Raw genomic sequence first — 22,714 nt, 5'->3', positions numbered from 1 at the left:
CGGCCCACTGAGCCGGTATCCAGACGATCAAAAAAGGGCTCATCAGAGCCCTTTTTATTTTGGCCCGGCATGCCGGGCCAACCTTACAGCGATCAATACCAATATGGCAAATTCGGCCGTTAGCCGCGTCCGCCTTTGATCGCTGCGATGATTTCGGAAGTGGAACAGCCATCTTCAAAGTTGAGCACTTTCACTTCACCGCCCGCCGCGATCACTTCTTTACCACCGGCAATCTCTTCCGGCTGGTAATCCCCGCCTTTAACCAGCAGATCCGGCAATACCTGAGAAATAAGACGCTGCGGAGTATCTTCGCTAAACGGCACCACCCAGTCGACCGCACCTAAACCAGCCAATACCGCCATACGACGTTCAGTCGGGTTGACCGGACGAGCCGGGCCTTTGAGACGTTTGACCGATTCATCGGTGTTGACGGCCACAATCAGGCGATCGCCAAGTTCAGCAGCATGGTTAAGATAAGAGACATGACCAGCATGCAGAATGTCAAAGCAGCCATTGGTCATCACCACTTTTTCACCGCGCGCCTGGGCTTTTTTCACTGCCGCGATCAGCGCGTTTTCTTCAATGACGCCGTAGTCAGTATCTTTGCTGCCATGCACGGCTTCGGCCAGTTCAATGGTAGAAACGGTGGAAGTACCCAGTTTACCGACCACCACACCGGCTGCCGCGTTGGCCAGAGCACACGCTTCATCCAGCGCCTTACCGGCGGCCACTGATGCGGCCAGAACGGAGATGACCGTATCACCGGCACCCGTCACGTCATACACTTCTTTGGCCTGAGTCGGCAGATGGAACGGCGCCATGCCGCGACGCAGCAGTGTCATGCCATGTTCACTGCGCGTGACCAGCAATGCATCGAGATCAAACTGTTCGATCAGACCTAAGCCTTTTTGCACCAGATCTTCATTCGATTTGACTTTACCCACCACCTGCTCGAATTCGGCCATGTTAGGGGTCAAAAGAGTCGCACCGCGGTAACGCTCAAAATCGGCGCCCTTCGGATCGATAAACACCGGCACACCAGCAGCACGGGCGCGCTGGATAAACAGTTGCACATGCTCTAGAGCACCTTTGGCGTAATCGGATAAGATCACGGCATTGACGCTGGCCAACGTTTTATCCATACGCGACAGGATCAGATCCGCATCGGTATTTTCAAATTTGTCTTCAAAGTCGAGACGAATCAGCTGCTGACCACGACTCAGAACACGCAGCTTGGTGATGGTCGGATAGTCCGGCAATGCAACAAAATCACAGTTCACTTTCAGGGCGGTCAGTTTATCTGCCAGCACCTGAGCCGGTTCATCCATGCCTGTTAAACCAATAATATGCGCCTGACCGCCGAGTGATGCGATATTCATCGCCACGTTTGCTGCCCCACCCGGACGCTCTTCGTTATGTTCTACTTTTACTACCGGCACTGGCGCCTCTGGTGAGATGCGACCAGCCGGACCATGCCAATAGCGGTCCAGCATCACATCACCAATGATTAATACCCCAGCATCACTGTAGTCAGGTAGGATTGGTTTCATTATGGATCTCCAATATTTATCACTGGGCGAAGTTTATCACACTGTGCCAACTAAAGAAGCCACTGCGCCCAAACCCGTGTTACCCAATCGCGCTCTGCCACAAATTTACTTTCACTGACATCCGCATCCTGATTGAGTAGGTTACGATGATGGATCTGATCGCGCATGCTGGTATAAGCCTGAGTCAGCGCCTGAGCCTGACTTTCATCCAGCACACCTTCATTGAGCAGAGATTCAAAAATACGCACATTGTCCGACCAACGGGTCAGCTTAGGCTTATCATGGCTGTAACGCAGCACCAAATACTGGGCCAGGAACTCAATGTCAGTGATGCCGCCGCTATCCTGTTTGAGCATAAAACGGCCCGGCTTCTTCCCCCCGAGGTGATCGCGCATTTTCTGGCGCATCTCCACCACCTGCTGCTTCAGGGTCGCTTCATCACGCGGCAGAGACAATATCGCATGCCGTGTCGCCGCGAACGCCTGCTGCAACGGTGTGTCGCCGTAAATCATCCGCGCTCTGACCAAAGCCTGATGCTCCCAGGTCCAGGCATCCTGACGCTGGTACTCTTCAAACGCATCGACCGGGCTGACCAACAGGCCGGAAGCACCGGAAGGACGTAAACGGGTATCGACTTCATACAGAATGCCGGACGCAGTGCGGGTGGAAAAAATATGAATGACGCGCTGCGCGAGGCGCAGGTAGAACTGACGACCGTCGATCTCTTTGACCCCGTCGGTGTAAACATCAACCGGACAGTCATGCAAAAACACAATATCGAGATCTGAGTTGTAGCCCAGCTCCCAGCCACCGACCTTACCGTAACCGACCACAGCAAATCCTTTACCGTCACGCTCACTAAGATGAGTCGGTTCGCCATACTTCGCGCTGACCTGAAGCCAGGCCTGATGAATCACCGCCTCAACAATCGCTTCGGCCAGATAGGTTAAGTGATCACTCACTTTCATCACCGGCAGCACATCGGCAATATCAGCCGCGGCAATTTTCAGAATACAAATCTGCTTGAACTGGCGCAGCGCTTCCATCTGCTGTTCCATATCGTCTTCCGGAATCCGGGCGAGGAAATCACGCAGCTCTGTTTTATAGGCATCGAGTGCAATCGGGTTATACAGATGCTGCGGGTCAATCAGCTCATCAAGCAGAATCGGATATCGCGCCAGTTGCTCGGAAATCATCGGACTGGCGGTACACAGCCGCACCAGTTGGGTCAGTGCTGCCGGATGCTCATCGAGCAGTTCCAGATAAGTGGTACGGGTCGCAATACTGCGCAGCAGAGTCAGCACTCGCGCCAGGCCAAATTCCGCATCCGGGTGCGCAAATATTGCCTGGTAAACTTTCGGCATCAGCCGGTTGAGCACTTCACGGCCACGTGGTCCCAGGGTGCGCTTATCCAGGTCCTGTTTAAACTGCATCAGTGTAGCAGCGACACCGGCTGGATCGGCCTGAGCGAGATCCTGCTCGACAATCAGCGTGATCATGTCCGGATGATTGGCCATATCCCACAATTCATGGAAATGAGCGGCTAAGTTATCCTCTTCGTCCTCTTCTTCACCGATCAAGTCGCTGAACACCGCATGGACACGGCTCATCTGCAGCTGTACTTCATCCAGCAGCAGTTGCCAGGAGGCAAAGCCCATGGCTACAGCGAGGCGCAGCTGATCATCGGCCTTATCCGGCAGCGTCTGAGTCTGTTTATCCGCCAGGGCCTGGAGCAGGTTCTCCAGCCGACGCAGAAAACGGTAGGCTTCGGTCAGCTGCTGTACTTCCGGTTCACCGAGCAGCTGCAATTCACCAATGGCCTGCAGTGTGTCCAACAAGCCACGATGACGCAGCGCCGGCTCACGGCCGCCACGGATGAGCTGAAAGACCTGAGCAATAAACTCCACTTCGCGGATACCACCAGCACCCAGCTTGATGTTGTTACTCAGTCCGCGACGGCGCACCTCGCTTTTGATCATCGACTTCATGCGGCGCAATGACTGAATCGCACTGAAGTCGATGTAACGACGAAACACAAACGGACGCAGCATCTGGCGCAGTTCCTGGTACTGGGAATACATTTCACGCCCCATCACCCGGGCTTTGACCATGGCGTAGCGTTCCCAGTCACGTCCCTGCTCCTGATAGTAGTCTTCCAGAGCAGCGTAGCTCATCACCAGCGGGCCACTTTCGCCAAACGGACGTAAACGCATGTCGACCCGGTAACAGAAACCGTCAAAAGTCTGCTGATCAAGCATCTTGATAATACGCTGGCCAAGGCGGGTGAAAAACTGGGCATTAGCAATCGAACGACGCGTGCCCTGGGTCTCACCGTTTTCCGGATAAGTAAAGATCAAGTCGATATCAGAAGAGAAGTTGAGCTCTTTGCCGCCCAGTTTACCCATGCCGATAATCAGCATCGGCTGCGCTTCACCGGCGGCATTACACGGTGTGCCCCACTCGCGACAACAAATAGCGTACTGCCACTGATAAGTTTCAAAAATCAGCGCTTCAGCTAACTGCGACAGATGCGCCAGACTCTGATCCAGGCTCCATTGGCTGAGAAAATCGCGCCAGGCAATCACCACCATTTCCCGGTTACGAAACTGACGCAGTACGCGCTGGCCGCCGGTCTCATCATGGCACTCACTGAGCAGCGCCTGCAAACGGGGCCGGTAATGCTCAGCCCGCTGCGCTTCACTGAGCAGCGTGGGCAGTTGCAGGCATAACGCACTATCACGCAGCAGGGTATCAGCCACAAACTGGCTGAAGCCGAGCACGGCTTTAAGCTGTTGAGTCAGCTCAGGGCTCCACTCGGACACTTCCGGCGTTTGCTGAAGCAGCTGTTGATACTGGTGCTCGGCATGAGCCTCAAGTTTGGGCGGCAATTGCATGATTCATCCTTGTGATATCTGATGGTCAAACACAGGCCGAACGCAGTCGGCGGCGATGATGCAGGTCCGATAACGCATGTCTGGGCGGGCAAGAAGCGGCGCTGGTTGACCTGAAACCTGTGTGAACGATTATCAACGATGTGATTCGTCGTGATCTATATGATTCGTTTGAATCGATGCGACTAGTTATAACAGAGTTAGGCCAATAAAAAACGCCCACTAATCAATAGTGAGCGCTCTTTCATACTCCGGCAAGGTAGCGGTTTACACTTTAAACACCGTAATTTTGCGATCCAGTGCCTCGGCATTATTTTGCATCAGCTCCGAGGTTTCCAGCAGCTCACTGACCACAGTCACCGAGGCTTCCACCAGCTCACGGACATTGGTCAGATTCTGATTCATCTCTTCAGCCACGCTGCTCTGCTGCCCGGCAGCCGTCGCAATCTGGAAATTCATGTCGTTGATCTGCTGCACCTGCAGCACGATACCGTCCAGCTCACCACCAGCATTGGTAATCAGCTCGACCCCTTCCGCCGCTTCAACCACGCTTTTTTCCATCAGGTTCACCGCCGAGTTCGCGCTGTTCTGCAACTGGGAAATCATCTCCTGAATTTCAACAGTCGCGGTCTGGGTGCGCTGCGCCAGATTGCGCACTTCATCGGCCACCACAGCAAAACCCCGTCCCGCTTCTCCGGCACGAGCGGCTTCAATCGCCGCATTGAGCGCCAGCAGGTTAGTCTGTTCCGAGATGCCCTGAATCGTGCCAACCACACTACCAATCGACACCACACGCTCTTCGACCTGATTAACCGCATCGGCTGACGCCGCTATGTCTTGCGACAGCGCCCGCATTTTACCGATTGTCTCGGTAACATATTGCTGGCCGGATCCCGCCTGGTGCGACGCATTCTCGGTCAGTGACGAGGCACTCTGCGCGTGTTCAGCGACGGTCTGAACCGTCGAGGACATTTCACTCATCGCGGTAGCCAGTTGATCGATTTCATTAAACTCTTCTTCGGCCGATTCCTTGGTCTCCGCCATACTCAGCGTCATGATTTCGGTCAGAGAGGTCAGTTCCTGTGAGGCACTGACCTGAGTTTTAATCAGTTCCTGCAACTGACGCCGGGTTTTCTCCAGTTCACGCGCCACATCGCCATATTCATCTTTACAGTTCATCTCGATCGGCTCAGACAGATCGCGGCTCGCCATCTGTTTAATTGACTCACTCAGATACAGGGTCTGGCGCAGCATAGTGCGCGCAGCAAACAGCAGTAAGACCACAAAGACCATGATCATCAGGCCGGTCTGCCAGGCAACCTGCACCAGATAATCATCATAGTGGCGCTGGGCCACATCAACGTTCTGGGTTGCCGCCAACAGGGCATTATAAAACGTACTGGCATCCCACAACTGCTTGGCAATAATCAAAATCGTACTGAAGACCATCAGCATCACCATCTTGGGGACCAGACGGACATCGGTGATCAAACGCTCCCAAGGCTTAAAAGCCATTTTCGCCATTCTCAGTTCTCCACTCGGTGTTATCATCGTTCTCAACAAGCCGGCGATGCAAAAACACCGCCAATTGATTTATTTCGTGCTTCGTATGAATGGGATAGTATCAAAAATGATACACTTCGCATGTGCTTACAGTCGCGTATTCACGCTTTTATCTGTGTATTGTGATCGCACACGATTTTATCCCGCCCTGAACACTCTATCGGCTGACAACAGACCAACTGTAGTAACAATAACCGGCTCAGACGCGTAAAACTCTGCTCAGATACACAAAACAAGAAGGGATGCCATAGGCATCCCTTCTTGTTTTTGCTGATGAGGTTCACATCCGCTTAATCACGCCAGTATGGCGGCGTTTCAACCCCGATAATCCGGGTCTGTTCCATGGCGTGCAGAATCGAGTTTTCCTGCCGGATCAGCCAGCGCTGCAATTGCTCACGCTCTTCCTGGGCCAGTTTTTCAACCAATCCCTCAAGCGGCTTGAGGGTCAGCAGGTCATCAATACCATGCAGCAAGTCAGCCCATGGCATCCGAAATGCCTGACGCTCTTCTTCATCGAACAGTGCGGCAAAACTGATGCCGGTATACAGACTGCGCATCAGACGATATTGCTGATCGATATATTCCTGGCTCGACAGCTGACGCTCAGGCGGAAACGCTTCCAGCAGCTCGACCCAGGTACGTTCCAGTTGCTTGACTGAGAAGTGATGGACATTGAGCGCCATTTTGTCGCGCGCTTTTTCGTCCAGGAATGGCTGCCAGCCTCGGGTCAGAATCCAGCGGCTTAAGTCGAGTAATACACCGGTGTAACGGGCAGAATTGAGCAGCTTAAGGATCTCGTCCCGTTGCGGCAGAGCCTGCTGCAACTGTTTGAGTTCGCTTATCAGGAACTTGCGTGCATCAAGCTTACGCAAAGCATAACCTTTATCTTCCAGCAGCTCCTCGAGGTAGTCGTATTGTTTGAGCCAGCTCAGCTCACCTTCCAGCCATTTTAATTCCTGGCGCAGGATAGCACTGGCACGGCGCGGCACAATCCCGCCGAACACTGCCAGCACCTGGCGAATAAAGCTGATCGCGTGGCTGATTTCATGCAGCGCCTCGACCGAGTCCCGTTCAGTGTAGATCTGTTCATGGTAATGCCAGTGCGATAACGCATGCTCGAGGGACTGGATAAAGCAGGTCTCAACCGTGTCTTGTGCCTGAGTGTCGACCAGGCTGAGCGGTTTAACTTCATCGCCCTGGTAGCCCGCGGCCAGACGGTAACCACGCGCCGCTTTACTCAGGTTGCCAAGGCGCATACCGCCCTGGTCACACAGCTGACGGGCCAGAGTAAACAGCGCATCGGTCTGACCGGATTTCAGCTCCAGTTCCACCTCACAAATCGGGTCTTCACTGTCACCGGCAATTACCAGCCCCTGGTCAAACGCCACTTCAATCTGGCTGCCATCCGGCATGCCGATCAACCATTGTTCGCGGTTAAAATTAGTGGAGAACAGAGCCACCAGTTGCGACTGCAACGTCGCAATATCACGATTCTCTGGCCAGATATCAGCAGGGTGAAGGGATAAATCGGGGTCATTGCTGTTATGTTCAGCGTTGTATTCTGGACGCTGGTGCAAACCGGCCACCACACGCCCGGCGGTTTTTACCGTTTGCACATACACATCATCAAAACGGCGGATACGAAGTCCAATATCGTGTTGACGCAACCAGTTGTCAGGCGAGTCAAAATAGGTGTTTCCTAACTCACGACAACGATGCTGAAGTACTTTGGTTTCAGAAATTTTTTCTAGTAAAACCTCTGAAAATTCTGGAGAAACAAAAAACTTCAGTTCTATCTCGGTTTCCATAGTTATACCTTTCGCAGCAGATAGCGACAGGATATTGCCTAATCGGCGACTGAGCAAGTGACAAATATCCGCCATCACATGATCTAAAACAGTTTAAATGCATAACTTAATGGGTTACCATGCGCGCCTTTATAGCCAACGTTCAACATTTCGCCATACAATGGTGTATGTTCTTTATAGGTTATAGCTATTAGGTTGAATGACCATGCCACTAAATACAATCATGGGGTTATTTGCAAAGTCCCCTATTAAGCCTTTGCAACGCCACGTCGTGTGTGTGAATGAATGCTGCTCTCATCTGGTCAACTTCTTCGAAGTTTGTGCGAAAGGTGACTGGGAGAAAGCCGGTGAAATCCGTGCACAGATTTCTCATCTTGAGAAAGAAGCTGATGTGTTAAAACGCGAAATTCGCCTTAAACTTCCTCGCGGTTTGTTTTTGCCTGTCGATCGTACCGACATGCTGGAGCTTTTGACTCAACAAGACAAACTGGCCAACCTTGCGAAGGACATCGCAGGCCGTGTCTACGGTCGTCAACTCCAAATTCCAGAGCCTCTTCAAGAAAACTTTATTGCTTACGTGCGCCGCTGTCTTGATGCTGCAAACCAGGCACAAAAGGTCATCAATGAGCTCGATGAGTTGTTGGAAACCGGCTTTAAAGGCCGTGAAGTCACGCTAGTGGCTGAAATGATCCACCAACTGGATGTGATTGAAGATGATACCGATGCCATGCAGATCCGTCTGCGTCAGCAACTGCTCGCGCTCGAATCTGGTATGAACCCTATCGATGTCATGTTCTTGTACAAAATCTTTGAATGGGTAGGCGGCATCGCCGACCAGGCTCAGCGTGTAGGCGCTCGTCTGGAACTGATGCTATCTCGTTCTTAAATCATAAAGTAAACACATAACTAAGAGCAGTATTCGAACACCATGGATTAGGCGTAGAGTATTTCCTCGCTGAAGGGGTCAACTCGTGCCTGAAAAGCGCGATTCGAATCCGCTCCGCTTGTTATAAACAACTAGGTATTACGATGGATATCCTTGCGAACTACGGCACTATCCTGATTATTGTTGCGGCGATCTTCGGTTTTTTAATGGCGATAGGTATTGGTGCAAATGACGTTGCGAATGCAATGGGCACCTCCGTTGGCTCCAAAGCGCTAACGGTAAAACAAGCCATCATTATCGCGATGATCTTTGAATTCGCCGGTGCGTACCTGGCGGGTGGTGAAGTGACCGAAACGATCCGTAAAGGCGTTATCGAAACTTCTCTGTTTGCCAGTCAGCCAGAAGTTCTGGTCTACGGCATGATGTCAGCACTGCTGGCCGCCGGTACCTGGCTGCTGCTTGCCTCGTACATGGGCTGGCCAGTATCCACCACCCACTCAATTATCGGTGCCATCATTGGTTTTGCCTGTGTGTCTGTGGGTACAGAAGCGGTTGACTGGCACTCAGTGCAAGGCATTGTCGGTAGCTGGATCATTACACCGATTATCGCCGGGGTGTTTGCTTATATTATTTTTGTCAGCGCCCAACGCCTGATTTTCGATACCGAAGATCCGCTGATTAATGCGAAACGTTTTGTGCCGGTATACATGTTTATCACTACTATGGTGATTGCACTGGTGACCATCAAAAAGGGCCTCAAACACGTTGGCCTGCACCTGACCGGCACTGAAGCCTGGTTATCTGCGGCGGCGGTTTCGGCTATCGTCATGGTCGGCGGCTATTTTTACATCAAGAAACGCTTTGCCAACCGTGATGACGACCATAGTTTTGCCGGCGTAGAGAGTATCTTCAGCGTTCTGATGGTTATCACTGCCTGTGCGATGGCATTCGCGCACGGCTCTAACGATGTCGCCAACGCGATTGGTCCACTATCTGCGGTAGTCACCACCGTCACCAGCCTGGGTGAAGTGGGGGCGAAAAGCACGATTGCATGGTGGATTCTACCGCTGGGTGGTTTTGGTATCGTGGTGGGTCTGGCAACTCTGGGCCATAAAGTGATGGCAACTGTGGGAACAGGCATCACAGAACTGACTCCTAGCCGCGGCTTTGCCGCACAGCTGGCAACCGCTTCGACTGTGGTTCTGGCTTCAGGTACCGGCTTACCTATCTCAACCACTCAGACTCTGGTGGGTGCAGTTCTCGGGGTCGGTTTTGCCCGTGGTATCGCTGCTCTGAACCTGGGTGTGGTTCGCAACATTGTGGCATCTTGGATCGTAACGCTACCGGCAGGCGCCCTGCTGGCAGTCGTCTTCTTCTACGCGATTCAGGGCGTGTTCGGCTAAACGCCAGTCAGACGTTTGTAAGCGCTTTGTCATTATTGACTCAAACGCACAGAAAGGGAGGCTTTGCCTCCCTTCTTTGTTGCACCGCTTAATGAAAATTCTTACTATCGACAGTTAAACACAATGGCTACCCACGCCAAACTCGTCATAACAAGGGATTTACCGTGAAAAAACTGATCTGCATGGTGCTATTTTCCATGTTGGCCGCACCAACGTTTGCACAAGACCGCTATATCGCGGACAAACTATTTACCTACATGCATTCAGGTCCTAGTAACCAGTATCGAATTATCGGTAGTGTCGATGCCGGTGAGAAAGTGAAATTAGTTAGCCAGAATAAAGAGACTGAGTTCAGCCAAATCGTCGACGAGCGTGGACGTACCGGCTGGGTAGAAAGCCGCTTTATTACTCGTGATGTCAGTATGGCAGTTCGCCTGCCTCAGCTGGAAAAAGAGCTGACTGAAGTGAAAAGCAAGCTGGCTAACGCACGTCAGACCGCCGACAGTGAAAAAGCCGGCCTGGTCGATTCACTGGAAATTCGCAATAAACAAATTGCGGAGCTGGAAAAGAACTACAGCGACATCAGCAAACAGCTGACCACCTCGCAGAGCGAAGTCCGTGAACTGCGCGCCAAACTGGATACCCAGAAAGAAGACCTGCTGCTGAAGTACTTTATGTACGGTGGTGGTGTCGCTGGTATCGGCCTGCTGCTGGGTCTTATCCTGCCACACATTATTCCGCGCCGTAAACGCAACCCGGCTGGCTGGGCTTAAGTGCCAACATCATGAGATAAAAAAACGGTCACTCTGCAGTGACCGTTTTTTTATCTTGACCGTGTATTTTTATACTGTTGGTATAGGCGCGCCATCAACCGCGCCAGTCGTACAGTGCCGGGATCTCTATGGGTTGCTGGCCAAACAGGATAATCGTGCTTTGCGGCTTAATCGCCACCAGCTGTACATTATCGAAAATCTTATCCCCTTCCTGATATTCCACCCCGTTGACTTTAATCCAGCGTTTAACCGCGTTACTGGCATAAACATGAGTCTGGAAGTTCATCGCCGGCAGATAACCACTGAACTCATTGCTGTGCTGAACCAGGGCAATCGCATCTTCGTCATGATGCTCGTTTTGCTGCGCTGCGGCTGTGTCGTCCTGCTGCAGAACCGATTCAACCCGTGCTGCCATCTGCGGCGATAACTGACTGAGGTCGAGTGAACGCAGCGCCTGCTGGTTCTGACGGTCCATCTCAGCCTCACTTTGCGCCGCAGTCAGACGACGACTATTGCTGGCAAGCGGAACCTGATTAGCAGCAGACGCTAAGGCAACCGGCACAGCCTCTGCCGGCTGATTGGCTCCTACGGACTCACTTGCCATCAGTTCGTCAGCGGCTGATTGGTCAAACTCGGGCACTTCAACTTGGCTGCGTGCCAGCGGACCGAAATCCGGATAATCAAGCTGTTCGACACTGGCTGGCACCTGGACCACACTTGGGCCGATATCCCCAAGCGCCGCGATTCGCGCCTGCTGATGCTGATAACTCTGCACCGCGACCACCACAGCAGTGACAATGCCCGGTACCAGCAGCCACAAAGCATGATACCAGCGAAAACCACGCTGCCGATGGGCGGTATCCGGCAACATCATCTGCGCGGCCTGGGCGCTGTATTGCTGATGGCTGGCCTCTGAGCGCTGTAGCGCTTTCATCACTTGTGACATTACTGCGCCTCCATCAGCCGCGGCCCGTCCTGCTGCGTCATCAAATCAAGCTGACGCAGAGTCTGTCGTCCGGCAATCCCGTCCACCTGCATATTTTGCCAGCGCTGAAATACTTCCACTTTGCGTTTTACCTCTTTATCAAACAGTACCACATTGCGGCGCTGCGGCTCGCCGAGCAGGCGAGATAACTTCTGGTCCAGTAAGGTGATATCATCGCCGCGCATCCCGCTGCGCAGCGTCTGATAGAAAGACGGCTGCCACACCACCCGATATTCGCCCTGCCACAGCGGCTCAATCCATTTGCGATCCAGGCGCACGCGCTGCTGATTGATAAGCAGATCAACCTGCTGGCCCTGCAGATGATACAGCACGGCATAAGTGCGCAAACCGCGCAGACTTAAGGTCAGCACCACCGGCAAATCGAGCTGCTCCAGAGTGCTCCAGTCGCCCATATTCTGCTCACATTCCAGTAGTGAAGACGCCGAGCGTTGACAGAAACTTTCGATCACCGATGCTTCATAACCCCACACTGCATATAACGCTCTCACCGCCTGCTCACGGTCTGTGGACTGGCGTAACGCATCTTCAACTGTCTGTGGAAAAACGGCCTGCTGAGCGGCCTCAGCAGGTGCCGGTAACGGCCACTGCTGCTCTATCTGCTGGCTAATCAGTGGCGGCAGCCAGTAAGCAATCGCGGCCGCGGCCCCGATACCGACCAGAGCTGACATCACACCAGCGAGAGGGAAACGGCGCGCCTGAGGTGCACTCTGCGGCTGGTAAACGGTCGACTGGAAACTCATCACCTGGGTACAGGCCTGTTTGACCCGCTCCAGATTGATATTGCGCTCGCCAGCCTGGTAGGCATTCTTTAATGCCGCATCGCAGGCGAGGTTAATCAGACGCGGAATACCATGGGTTTGCTGGGCTATCCATTTCGCCCCGCGCGCCGAAAACAGATTACCGTCCCCTCCGGCCTGCTGGAGGCGAAAACGAATGTAGTGCGCCGTTTCACTCTCATCGAGTGGCAGCAGATGATAGCGCCCGGTGATACGCTGCGCGAGCTGGCGCAACTGCGGCAGTTGCAATTTAAACTGCAGCTCTGGCTGGCCAATCAGCAGTACTTTAAGCAGCTTACGGCTCTCGGTCTCCAGGTTAGTGAGCAGGCGCAACTGCTCCAGCACATCCGGTGCCAAGTGCTGCGCCTCATCAATCACCAGCAGAACCTGAATGCCGTTGGCATATTCATTGAGCAGAAACTGATACAACACCTGGCTGAGCTGTTTCAGCGTCGCCTGAGCCGGATACTGAATAGCAAATTCATCACAAATGGCTTCCAGCAGTTCACGCTCTGAGAAGGTCGGGTTGAGAATAAATCCGGCCCGGGTATGGGCGGGTAAGCCGGCCAGAATCGCCTTCGCGACTGTGGTTTTGCCCGTCCCCACTTCACCGGTCAGCATGGCAAAACCACCGCCATCCCCCAGCCCTGACTGCAGATGAGCCATGGCCTCTTTATGGCGCTGGCTGAGGTACAGATACCGAGAATTAGGCACGATGGAAAAAGGATGTTCGATCAGGCCAAAAAATTCTGGATACATGATGTCGTCTCTTTGAATGTGGTTAGGCGCAAAGTATCATTATGACTATGATTATCCAACGCAATAAACGTAAATATTGAGGTCTGGTGGTGCAAATTTATCTCGTTGGCGGCGCTGTCCGCGATCAGCTGCTTCAGCTTCCAGTATATGACAAAGACTGGGTGGTGGTGGGCAGCAGCCCGCAACAAATGCAACAAGCCGGGTTTCAGGCGGTCGGCAAAGACTTCCCGGTCTTTCTGCATCCGCGGACCAAACAAGAACATGCGCTGGCGCGTACCGAACGTAAAACCGGCCGCGGCTATACCGGTTTTGCCTGCCACTATGCGCCGGATGTGACGCTGGAAGAGGATCTGCAGCGCCGCGATCTGACCATTAATGCCATGGCTCAGGATACAGACGGCACCATCATTGATCCCTATGGCGGCCAGCGCGATATTGAGCAGCGCCTGCTGCGGCATGTCTCAGCGGCGTTTGTCGAGGATCCGCTGCGCGTGTTGCGCGTGGCTCGCTTTGCGGCCAAACTGGCTCACCTTGGTTTTCAGGTGGCGCCCGAGACACTGGCTTTGATGCAGACCATCAGCGCCAGCGGTGAGCTCAGTCACCTGACTCCGGAGCGGGTGTGGCAGGAGTGGCATAAATCCCTGTCGACCCAAAACCCGCAGGTCTTTCTTCAGGTACTGCGTGACTGCGGAGCTCTGGCTGTGGTACTGCCGGAACTCGATGCCCTGTTTGGCGTGCCGCAACCGGAAAAATGGCATCCGGAAATTGATACCGGTGTTCATACCCTGATGGTCGCCGAGCAGGCAGCACGTCTGTCAGAAGCGTTGCCGGTGCGCTTTGCCGCTCAGGTGCATGATTTGGGTAAAGGGGTGACACCACAAAAAGAGTGGCCGAGCCATAAGCTGCATTGTCACACCGGCCTGAAACTGATCGAGCAGTTATGTGCCCGGGTAAGGGTGCCGAACGACTACCGCGATCTGGCGCTGGCGGTATGTGCCCAGCACTCCAATGTCCATCGTGCCGCCGAGCTCAAAGCCGCGACTAAACTGAAAATTTTCAATCGTCTCGACGTCTGGCGTAAACCGGATCGCCTGGATGAGGTGTTGCTGTGCTGTGAAGCGGATCATCGCGGCCGTCTCGGACTGGAAGACAAACCGTATCCGCAGCGCGATATTTTACTGCGCGCCTATGTGGCCGCCAAAGCGGTGGATGTGCAGCAGGTGATTCAAAGTGGCTTTAAAGGACCGGCGATTCGCGAAGAATTAGATAAACGCCGGGTGGATGCGATCCAGAATGCCGGCTGACCAGCGTTAAGGTCAGCTCTGGTATCGAGCGGTTGGGTAGCGTGATCGGCAGACTTATTTGCTAATGCCGCACAATCGCTCTCTTGTCTTGCTCTCAACCAAGAATAACCACCCCATACAACGCAAAAAGCCCCGCAATGCGGGGCTTTATTAAGCGTTTGAGCTCAGCTTAAGATTAAGCTTGGCCTTTCACTTCTTTCAGACCGTTGAAAGGAGCACGTTCACCCAGCGCTTCTTCGATACGGATCAGTTGGTTGTACTTAGCAACGCGGTCAGAACGGCTCATAGAACCAGTTTTGATTTGGCCTGCTGCAGTACCTACCGCCAGGTCAGCGATAGTGGCATCTTCAGTTTCACCGCTGCGGTGAGAGATAACGGCAGTGTAGCCTGCATCTTTAGCCATCTTGATAGCAGCCAGAGTTTCAGTCAGAGAACCGATCTGGTTGAACTTGATCAGGATAGAGTTCGCTACGCCTTTCTCGATACCTTCTTTTAGGATCTTAGTGTTAGTTACGAACAGATCGTCACCAACCAGCTGGATTTTGCCGCCCAGCAGTTCAGTTTGGAACTTGAAGCCGTCCCAGTCAGACTCGTCCAGACCGTCTTCGATAGAAACGATTGGGTATTCTGCAACCAGGCTTTCCAGGTACTTAGAGAACTCTTCTGAAGTGAAGGTTTTACCTTCGCCTTTCAGGTCGTAGATACCTTGTTCTTTGTTGTAGAACTCAGAAGCTGCACAGTCCATAGCCAGAGTCACGTCTTTACCCAGAACGTAGCCCGCTTGCTCAACCGCTTCTTTGATTGCTGCTAGTGCTGCTGCGTTAGACTCCAGGTTAGGAGCGAAACCGCCTTCATCACCAACTGCAGTGTTCAGACCTTTAGCTTTCAGTACTTTAGCCAGGTTGTGGAACACTTCAGCACCGATACGCAGTGCTTCTTTCAGAGTTTTCGCGCCAACTGGTTGAATCATGAATTCTTGGATATCAACGTTGTTGTCTGCGTGCTCACCACCGTTGATGATGTTCATCATAGGCAGAGGCATAGAGAATTGACCAGGAGTGCCGTTCAGTTCAGCGATGTGCTCGTACAGAGGCATGCCTTTCGCTGCAGCAGCTGCTTTCGCGTTCGCCAGAGAAACAGCCAGGATAGCGTTCGCACCGAAGTTAGATTTGTTTTCAGTGCCGTCCAGGTCGATCATCACTTGGTCGATAGCTGCTTGATCTTTAGCATCTTTACCAACTAGTGCGTCAGCGATTGCGCCGTTTACTGCGCCAACTGCTTTAAGAACGCCTTTACCCAGGAAACGAGATTTGTCGCCATCACGTAGCTCAAGAGCTTCACGAGAACCAGTAGATGCACCAGATGGAGCAGCTGCCATACCTACGAAACCGCCTTCCAGGTGTACTTCAGCTTCAACAGTTGGGTTACCACGTGAGTCGATGATTTCACGACCTAGAACTTTAACGATCTTAGACATTAATGTTTCCTCTCATTGAATTTAAATGTCAAAACTAAAAGGGTAGCCGCACAACTTACGCCGCTACCCGTATCCTTTTACTTCAATTCACCGCGCTGGAACTGACCTGCAGCTTTTACAAAGCCTTCAAACAATGGGTGACCATCGCGAGGCGTTGAGGTGAATTCTGGGTGGAACTGAGCCGCAACGAACCATGGGTGCGCCGGGTTCTCAATTACTTCTACCAGTTTCTTGTCCGCAGACAAGCCAGACACTTTCAGACCTGCTTTTTCAATTTGTGGACGAAGGTTGTTGTTCACTTCGTAACGGTGACGGTGACGTTCGTGAATCGTCGCGCTACCGTACATCTCGTACGCTTTAGAACCTTCCGCCAGGTGACACAGTTGTGAACCCAGACGCATCGTACCACCCAAATCTGACGCTTCAGTACGCTCTTCGACGTTACCTTCGCTGTCTACCCATTCAGTGATCAGGCCAACCACTGGGTATTTGGTGTCTTGGTTAAATTCGGTCGAGTGTGCACCTTCCATACCCGCAACGTTACGCGCGTATTCGATCAGTGCAACCTGCATACCCAGACAGATGCCCAGGTACGGAATTTCGTTTTCACGTGCGTACTGCGCCGCACGGATCTTGCCTTCAATACCACGGTCACCGAAACCACCTGGTACCAGGATAGCGTCAAGGCCTTCCAGGATCTCAACACCTTTGGTTTCGATGTCTTGTGAATCAACGTATTTGATGCTGACGCTCAGACGGTTCTTCAGACCGGCGTGCTTAAGCGCTTCGTTAACAGACTTGTACGCATCTGGCAGCTCAGTGTATTTACCTACCATACCGATGGTGACTTCGTCAGTCGGATTTGCTTCTTCGTAAATCACCTGTTCCCATTCAGACAGGTCAGCTTCCGGTGCATTGATACCGAAACGGTTACAAACCAGATCATCCAGCCCCTGAGCACGGATCAGCTGAGGGATCTTGTAGATCGAATCTACGTCCTTCATTGAGATAACGGCTTTTTCTGATACGTTACAGAACAGAGCAATCTTCTTACGCTCGTTGGCCGGGATCATGCGATCGCTGCGGCACACCAGAATGTCTGGCTGGATACCAATCGACAGAAGTTCTTTCACAGAGTGTTGGGTCGGCTTGGTTTTCACTTCGCCAGCCGCTGCCAGGTAAGGAACCAGAGTCAGGTGCATGAACATCGCGTGTTCACGACCCACTTCGATCGCCAGCTGACGGATCGCTTCCATGAATGGCAGCGATTCGATATCACCAACGGTACCGCCTACCTCGACGATCGCAACATCGTGGCCTTCAGAGCCGGCAATCACACGATCTTTAATCGCGTTAGTAATATGAGGGATAACCTGAATGGTTGCACCCAGGTAGTCGCCACGGCGTTCTTTACGAAGAACGTCGGCGTAAACACGACCTGCGGTGAAGTTATTGCGCTTGGTCATTTTGGTACGAATAAAACGTTCGTAGTGACCAAGGTCTAGGTCAGTTTCTGCGCCATCTTCCGTGACGAACACTTCACCGTGTTGAGTTGGGCTCATTGTGCCTGGGTCAACGTTGATGTAAGGGTCAAGCTTCATCATGGTCACTTTAAGACCACGAGCTTCTAAAATCGCCGCAAGGGATGCTGCCGCAATACCTTTACCTAGAGAGGATACAACCCCGCCAGTAACAAAAATATAATTTGTCGTCATGTTTAACCTGAAATTGGTTGAATGAGGGAAATGGATTTCTTCTGGACGGGACGAAACTATACCAGAACCCATTTATCGCCACAACGTGAAATCTATCACACTCAGTTTTTTATTTTTTGCTTCAAATCAAACTGACTGAACAGGATTTCGTTTCGTGGCAATTTCCTCGCTGTAAATTGACTGAATCATCGCCCGTCAGTCGTTTTTTCCTGCTTTTTTACTTCATCCCACATCGCGTCCAGCTCTTGCAGTGAACACTGTTGCAGCTGTTTCCCCTGCCCGGCCACCTGAGCTTCTACGCCCTTAAAACGGCGCACAAACTTATGGTTGGCTTTGCGCAGAGCCACTTCCGGATCCTTACCCAAATGGCGCACCAGATTGACGGTAGCAAACAGCAGATCGCCCAGCTCTTCTTCCACTTTCTGCTCATCAATATCGACATGCAGCGCTTCCGCCATCACTTCATCAATCTCTTCATGCACCTTGGCCACCACCGGACCGAGCGTCGGCCAGTCAAAGCCATATTTGGCGCATTTTTTCTGAATTTTATTGGCCTGAGACAGGGCCGGCAGCGATTGTGGTATTGAGTCTAGAATACTTTGCTCACTTTTGCCCGCCCGGGCTTTTTCCTGCGCTTTCTGCGCGTCCCAGTTGGCATTCAGCTCTTGTTCTGTCGTGAAGCTGGCATCGCCGAACACATGCGGATGGCGGCGGGTCAGCTTTTCGTTCACACCGTCCACCACGTCATGAAACTCAAACAAGCCCTGCTCTTTGGCGAGCTGGCTGTAAAAAATCACCTGAAACAGCAGATCGCCCAGCTCTTCTTTGAGGTTGGGCCAGTCCTGCTGGTGAATCGCATCCACCACTTCAAAAGTCTCTTCAATGGTGTGCGGCACAACACTGTCAAAAGTCTGTTCCTTATCCCACGGGCAGCCACTGTGCGGATCGCGCAGGCTGGCCATGATACGTTCAAGCTGTTCGATTGGATGGCTCATATGAGGCATTTCCTTGATAAAATATTTTCCTGATCAACGATTTCCTTGACCAACTATTTCCCTGACCAAATAATAAAGGCGAGCAGCATCACCACTCGCCTTCAATGTCTGAAACTGATTTATCTCATCAGCCTGCTAGCCGAGGCGTTTCACCAGCATCACATCTTTGATCTGTTCAATCCGCTTCGACACCCGATCCAGCACTTCAACACTGTTCAGTTCGAGCTCAAAGTCCATCACCACCATCTGACGCTTATAATCGCTGCGGCTTTTCATGGTGGTCACTTTCACTTTCTCGTTGGTCAGCAAGGTCGTGATGTCTTTCAAAAGACCGCTGCGCTCCATCGCTTCAACGCGCAGAGTTAGGTAATAAGTGCCGACAAAGCCGCGCCCCCATACCGTATCTATGATGCGCTCCGGGGCGTGATGGCTGAGCTCTTCGAGCTGCTCACAATCACTGCGGTGCACGGAAATACCGCGCCCCTGGGTGATATATCCCTTGATGACATCGCCCGGGATCGGCTGACAGCACCGAGCCAGATGGGTCATCAGGTTATCGACCCCTTCCACCACGACGGCATCTTTATGCGGGCGATGGTGAGCGTGAGCGACTTTGCTTTCCCCAACCTGTAGTTTTTCCAGCGCCAGCTTGTCTTCTTCTTCCGCGGTCGGTTTGTTTACCAGCGCATTAATGTGGTTAACAATCTGGTTAATCCGCAGGTCACCGCTGCCAACCCCGACGTACAGCTCATCCGCCGTGTTGACGTTAAAACGTTTCAGCGCATAGGCTTCAGCATCTTTTAAGGTCGCACCGATCTTGGCCAGTTCGGTCTCGAGGATCTCGCGCCCGGCTTCGAGGTTCTTCTCGCGGCTCTGCTTACGGAACCAGGCGTTGATCTTCGCCCGCGCTCGGCCGGAGTGGACAAAGCCCAGTGACGGGTTCAGCCAGTCACGGGACGGGTTCGGCTCTTTGGCCGTGATGATTTCCACCTGATCGCCCATGTGCAGTTTATGGGTAAACGGCACAATACGACCAGCCACTTTGGCACCGATGCAGCGATGGCCCACTTCCGAGTGAATGTGGTAAGCAAAATCGAGCGGAGTGGCTCCCATCGGCAGATCGACCACATCACCACGCGGAGTAAAGGCGTACACGCGATCATCAAACACCTGACTGCGCAGTTCATCCAGCATTTCACCGGAATCGGACATCTCTTCCTGCCAGTCAAGCAGCTTACGCAGCCAGGTGATTTTCTCATCGTAGCCGCTGCGACCACCGCCGCTGCCTTCTTTGTATTTCCAGTGTGCCGCCACGCCAAGCTCTGACTCTTCGTGCATCTGCTTGGTACGGATCTGGATTTCGATGGTTTTGCCTTCCGGGCCCAAAATCACCGTGTGGATCGACTGGTAGCCATTCGGTTTCGGGTTGGCGACATAGTCATCAAACTCGCTCGGCAGGTGTTTGTATTTAGTGTGCACCACGCCCAGTGCGGCGTAGCAGTCCTGCAGTTTGTCGGCGATGATGCGCACCGCGCGTACATCAAACAGTTCATCAAACGCCAGGTTTTTCTTCTGCATCTTGCGCCAGATGCTGTAGATATGTTTAGGACGACCGCTCACTTCGGCGTTGATGCTGGACGCTTTCATCTCCTGACGCAGGTCATCAACGAAATCACGGATATACTGCTCACGCACGATGCGGCGCTCAGAAAGCTGTTTCGCAATCTGCTTATAGGTATCCGGTTGCTGGTAGCGGAAAGCGTAGTCTTCAATTTCCCACTTCAGCTGACCGATACCCAACCGGTTGGCCAGCGGTGCGTAGATATTGGCACACTCTTTTGCGGCGGTGCGGCGCACCTCGTCCGGCTGATCTTTCACTTCCCGCAGGTTGCAGATACGTTCAGCCAGCTTGATGACCACGCAGCGGAAGTCATCCACCATAGCCAGCAACATGCGCCGCACGTTATCGACCTGGGCCGAAGCCTCACTGCCTTGCATGGTGATATTGAGCTGGCCAATCGCCGCCATCTCTTCCACACCGTGAATCAGCTTGACGATCTCTTTACCGGCATGCTCTTCCAGCTCTTCGCGATCCAGTAAGCCGCTGGTCGCGATAGGGAATAACAGAGCCGCTATCAGCGTCGGTCGGTCCATCGACAGCGTGCTCAGTATTTCGATCATTTCGCGACCACGCCACAACAGCAGATGCCCGCGCGGATTACCCACCAGCAAGTGTTCGCACTGGCGATACACTTCGGTCAGTCTGGCCGCTGTTTTGGGCTCTTGTTGTAAACTAGAAATCCATTTTTCTAGCTCAAACTGTTCGTCTGGGTTTAAGTGTGCGCTACGTACCGCAACCATGAGATTATCCTAATAGTTATATTTTGTGGTCGGGTGTTCTGACGCTATTGCAAGAACACCACTTACCGATTTTTTACAAACAAAGCCATGGATTCGAGGTGACTGGTATGCGGAAACATATCCAGCATGCCCAGCTTCACCAACTGGTATCCCTGACTCAGCAAGCTTTGACTGTCACGAGCAAGCGTAGCAGGATTACACGAGACGTAAACCACACGCTGGGCGCCAAGTCGGGCCAACTGTTCGACAATGCCGGCAGCCCCCGCTCGTGCCGGGTCGAGCAGTACTTTAGCAAATTTTTCCCCTGCCCACGCCTCATTCGTCATATCTTGTTCCAAATTAGCCTGATAAAAGTCAGTATTACTAATCTGGTTGCGTGCGGCATTACTCTGCGCATGACGCACCATATCATCCACACCTTCAACCCCGACCACTTCTTTGGCAAGCTTGGCCAGCGGCAGGCTGAAGTTGCCCAGACCACAGAACAGATCCAGCACCCGGTCTTGCGGCTGCACATCCAGCCAGCTCAGCGCCTGCTTGACCATCGCCTGGTTAACCTGCTGGTTGACTTGAATAAAATGACTCGGTAAGAACGGAATTGTCACCCCGGCTTCGAGATATTCAGCCTCAGGGCCGCAGATCAGATTCAGCTCATCACTGGCCGGCATCAGATACAGGGTCAGAGCGTGCTGCTCGGCAAAGCCGCTCAACGCAGCCATATCGGCCTTCGTCAGTGGCGCAAGATGACGCAGCACCAGCACGCGGGTGTTGTCACCTTTCACCAGTTCAACGTGACCGAGCTGATCCGGGCGGGCAAAATCACTCAACAGGGTTTTCAGTTCAGGCAGCAGAGCATTCAGGCTCGGCTCAAGCACTGCACAGTCAGTGACAGTGACAATATTTTTGCTCTGTTTGCGGCGGAAACCAAACTGCAGCTGGGAGGACTTTTTAGCCCACAGCAGGCTGAGGCGCGCACGGCGGCGGTAGCCCTGATCATCACAACAAACCGGCGCGGAGAGTGCAAGGGTCTGACCGGCAAACTTTGCCATCAGTTGACTCAGCGCTTGCTGTTTATGTTCAATTTGCGCGCTGTGCGCCAGATGCTGCAAATCGCAGCCGCCGCATTCGCCATAGTGCGGGCAGAAAGGCTCCACCCGCTCACCACTCGGTTTAAGCACTTTAATCAGCTTGGCCCGGGCAAATTTACTTTTGCTCTCCGTGAGCTGCATCAGCACCTCTTCCCCCGGCAAAGCCCCGTCGATAAACACCGGCTTGTTATCCTGAAAAGCGATCCCTGCGCCCTGGTGATCCAGCTTAGTCACACTGACCGCCTGATGTTTCTGATTAAGTGTGGTCTTTTTCTTCGGTTGGAAAAAACGTGCCATGCTCTGTGCCCAAGTGTGATTTATAAGAAGGTTTTTACCCCGGAATCACTATTCTGCCCGGG

General features: G+C 52.8%; 15 protein-coding genes. 4 read left to right on the top strand and 11 right to left on the bottom strand.

The features are described from left to right. Positions 1-119: 119 nt before the first annotated feature. The 4 genes from hldE to E6C74_RS13500 form a co-directional block, all read right to left on the bottom strand. Positions 120-1,550: a bifunctional D-glycero-beta-D-manno-heptose-7-phosphate kinase/D-glycero-beta-D-manno-heptose 1-phosphate adenylyltransferase HldE gene (gene hldE / locus E6C74_RS13515; protein WP_136486065.1), complete on the bottom strand. Its 1,431-nt coding sequence runs from the start codon at positions 1,548-1,550 to the stop codon at positions 120-122. A gap of 50 nt (positions 1,551-1,600) precedes the next feature. Continuing rightward, positions 1,601-4,444 carry a bifunctional [glutamate--ammonia ligase]-adenylyl-L-tyrosine phosphorylase/[glutamate--ammonia-ligase] adenylyltransferase gene (gene glnE, locus E6C74_RS13510; protein WP_136486063.1) on the bottom strand — a complete coding sequence of 948 codons (2,844 nt, stop codon included), beginning with the start codon at positions 4,442-4,444 and terminating at the stop codon, positions 1,601-1,603. 264 nt (positions 4,445-4,708) lie between these two features. After that, on the bottom strand, positions 4,709-5,965 hold the full coding sequence (locus tag E6C74_RS13505) for a methyl-accepting chemotaxis protein (protein ID WP_136486061.1): 1,257 nt from the start codon (positions 5,963-5,965) through the stop codon (positions 4,709-4,711). A gap of 329 nt (positions 5,966-6,294) precedes the next feature. Then, a complete protein-coding gene (locus E6C74_RS13500) occupies positions 6,295-7,812 on the bottom strand; it encodes an inorganic triphosphatase (RefSeq protein WP_136486059.1) in 1,518 nt (505 codons plus the stop codon). Between the two features lie 205 nt (positions 7,813-8,017). Between E6C74_RS13500 and E6C74_RS13495 the strand changes: the two genes are divergently transcribed. The 3 genes from E6C74_RS13495 to E6C74_RS13485 all read left to right on the top strand — a co-directional run bounded on the left by E6C74_RS13495 (position 8,018) and on the right by E6C74_RS13485 (position 10,874). Further along, entirely contained in the window at positions 8,018-8,698 is a 681-nt protein-coding gene (locus tag E6C74_RS13495) for a TIGR00153 family protein (RefSeq protein WP_168797028.1), read from the top strand. Between the two features lie 143 nt (positions 8,699-8,841). Next, positions 8,842-10,101: an inorganic phosphate transporter gene (locus tag E6C74_RS13490; RefSeq protein ID WP_136486055.1), complete on the top strand. Its 1,260-nt coding sequence runs from the start codon at positions 8,842-8,844 to the stop codon at positions 10,099-10,101. 164 nt (positions 10,102-10,265) lie between these two features. Further along, on the top strand, positions 10,266-10,874 hold the full coding sequence (locus E6C74_RS13485; RefSeq protein WP_136486053.1) for a TIGR04211 family SH3 domain-containing protein: 609 nt from the start codon (positions 10,266-10,268) through the stop codon (positions 10,872-10,874). A 94-nt stretch (positions 10,875-10,968) separates the two neighbouring features. On the opposite strand, the gene E6C74_RS13480 is transcribed toward E6C74_RS13485, so the two are convergent. Together E6C74_RS13480 and E6C74_RS13475 are read right to left on the bottom strand one after the other, a co-directional pair. After that, positions 10,969-11,820, bottom strand: a complete 852-nt coding sequence (locus tag E6C74_RS13480; RefSeq protein WP_136486050.1) for a general secretion pathway protein GspB — start codon at positions 11,818-11,820, stop codon at positions 10,969-10,971. Then, positions 11,820-13,415 (bottom strand): ExeA family protein, encoded by a 1,596-nt coding sequence (locus tag E6C74_RS13475; protein ID WP_136486048.1) that lies wholly within the window; start codon positions 13,413-13,415, stop codon positions 11,820-11,822. The genes E6C74_RS13480 and E6C74_RS13475 overlap by 1 nt, the downstream gene beginning before the upstream one ends. An 89-nt stretch (positions 13,416-13,504) precedes the next feature. Between E6C74_RS13475 and E6C74_RS13470 the strand changes: the two genes are divergently transcribed. After that, complete coding sequence (locus E6C74_RS13470; RefSeq protein WP_136486046.1) at positions 13,505-14,719, top strand: multifunctional CCA addition/repair protein; 1,215 nt, start codon at positions 13,505-13,507, stop codon at positions 14,717-14,719. A gap of 175 nt (positions 14,720-14,894) precedes the next feature. On the opposite strand, the gene eno is transcribed toward E6C74_RS13470, so the two are convergent. The 5 genes from eno to rlmD form a co-directional block, all read right to left on the bottom strand. Beyond that, complete coding sequence (gene eno / locus E6C74_RS13465) at positions 14,895-16,196, bottom strand: phosphopyruvate hydratase (RefSeq protein ID WP_136486044.1); 1,302 nt, start codon at positions 16,194-16,196, stop codon at positions 14,895-14,897. Positions 16,197-16,273: 77 nt separating this feature from the next. Beyond that, positions 16,274-17,911 carry a CTP synthase gene (locus E6C74_RS13460; protein WP_136486042.1) on the bottom strand — a complete coding sequence of 546 codons (1,638 nt, stop codon included), beginning with the start codon at positions 17,909-17,911 and terminating at the stop codon, positions 16,274-16,276. A 185-nt stretch (positions 17,912-18,096) separates the two neighbouring features. After that, the gene (gene mazG / locus E6C74_RS13455; protein WP_136486040.1) at positions 18,097-18,906 is read right to left on the bottom strand and encodes a nucleoside triphosphate pyrophosphohydrolase; all 810 of its coding nucleotides are present in this window, start codon (positions 18,904-18,906) and stop codon (positions 18,097-18,099) included. 135 nt (positions 18,907-19,041) lie between these two features. After that, the gene (gene relA, locus E6C74_RS13450; RefSeq protein ID WP_136486038.1) at positions 19,042-21,267 is read right to left on the bottom strand and encodes a GTP diphosphokinase; all 2,226 of its coding nucleotides are present in this window, start codon (positions 21,265-21,267) and stop codon (positions 19,042-19,044) included. 62 nt (positions 21,268-21,329) lie between these two features. After that, complete coding sequence (gene rlmD / locus E6C74_RS13445) at positions 21,330-22,652, bottom strand: 23S rRNA (uracil(1939)-C(5))-methyltransferase RlmD (protein WP_136486036.1); 1,323 nt, start codon at positions 22,650-22,652, stop codon at positions 21,330-21,332. Between the last annotated feature and the right edge of the window lie 62 nt (positions 22,653-22,714).

It is taken from the genome of Vibrio sp. H11, assembly GCF_004804295.1.
Taxonomy (GTDB): domain Bacteria; phylum Pseudomonadota; class Gammaproteobacteria; order Enterobacterales; family Vibrionaceae; genus Vibrio; species Vibrio ostreae.
Note: the sequence above shows the minus strand (reverse complement) of the source record. Positions and strands in the feature narration are given on the sequence as shown.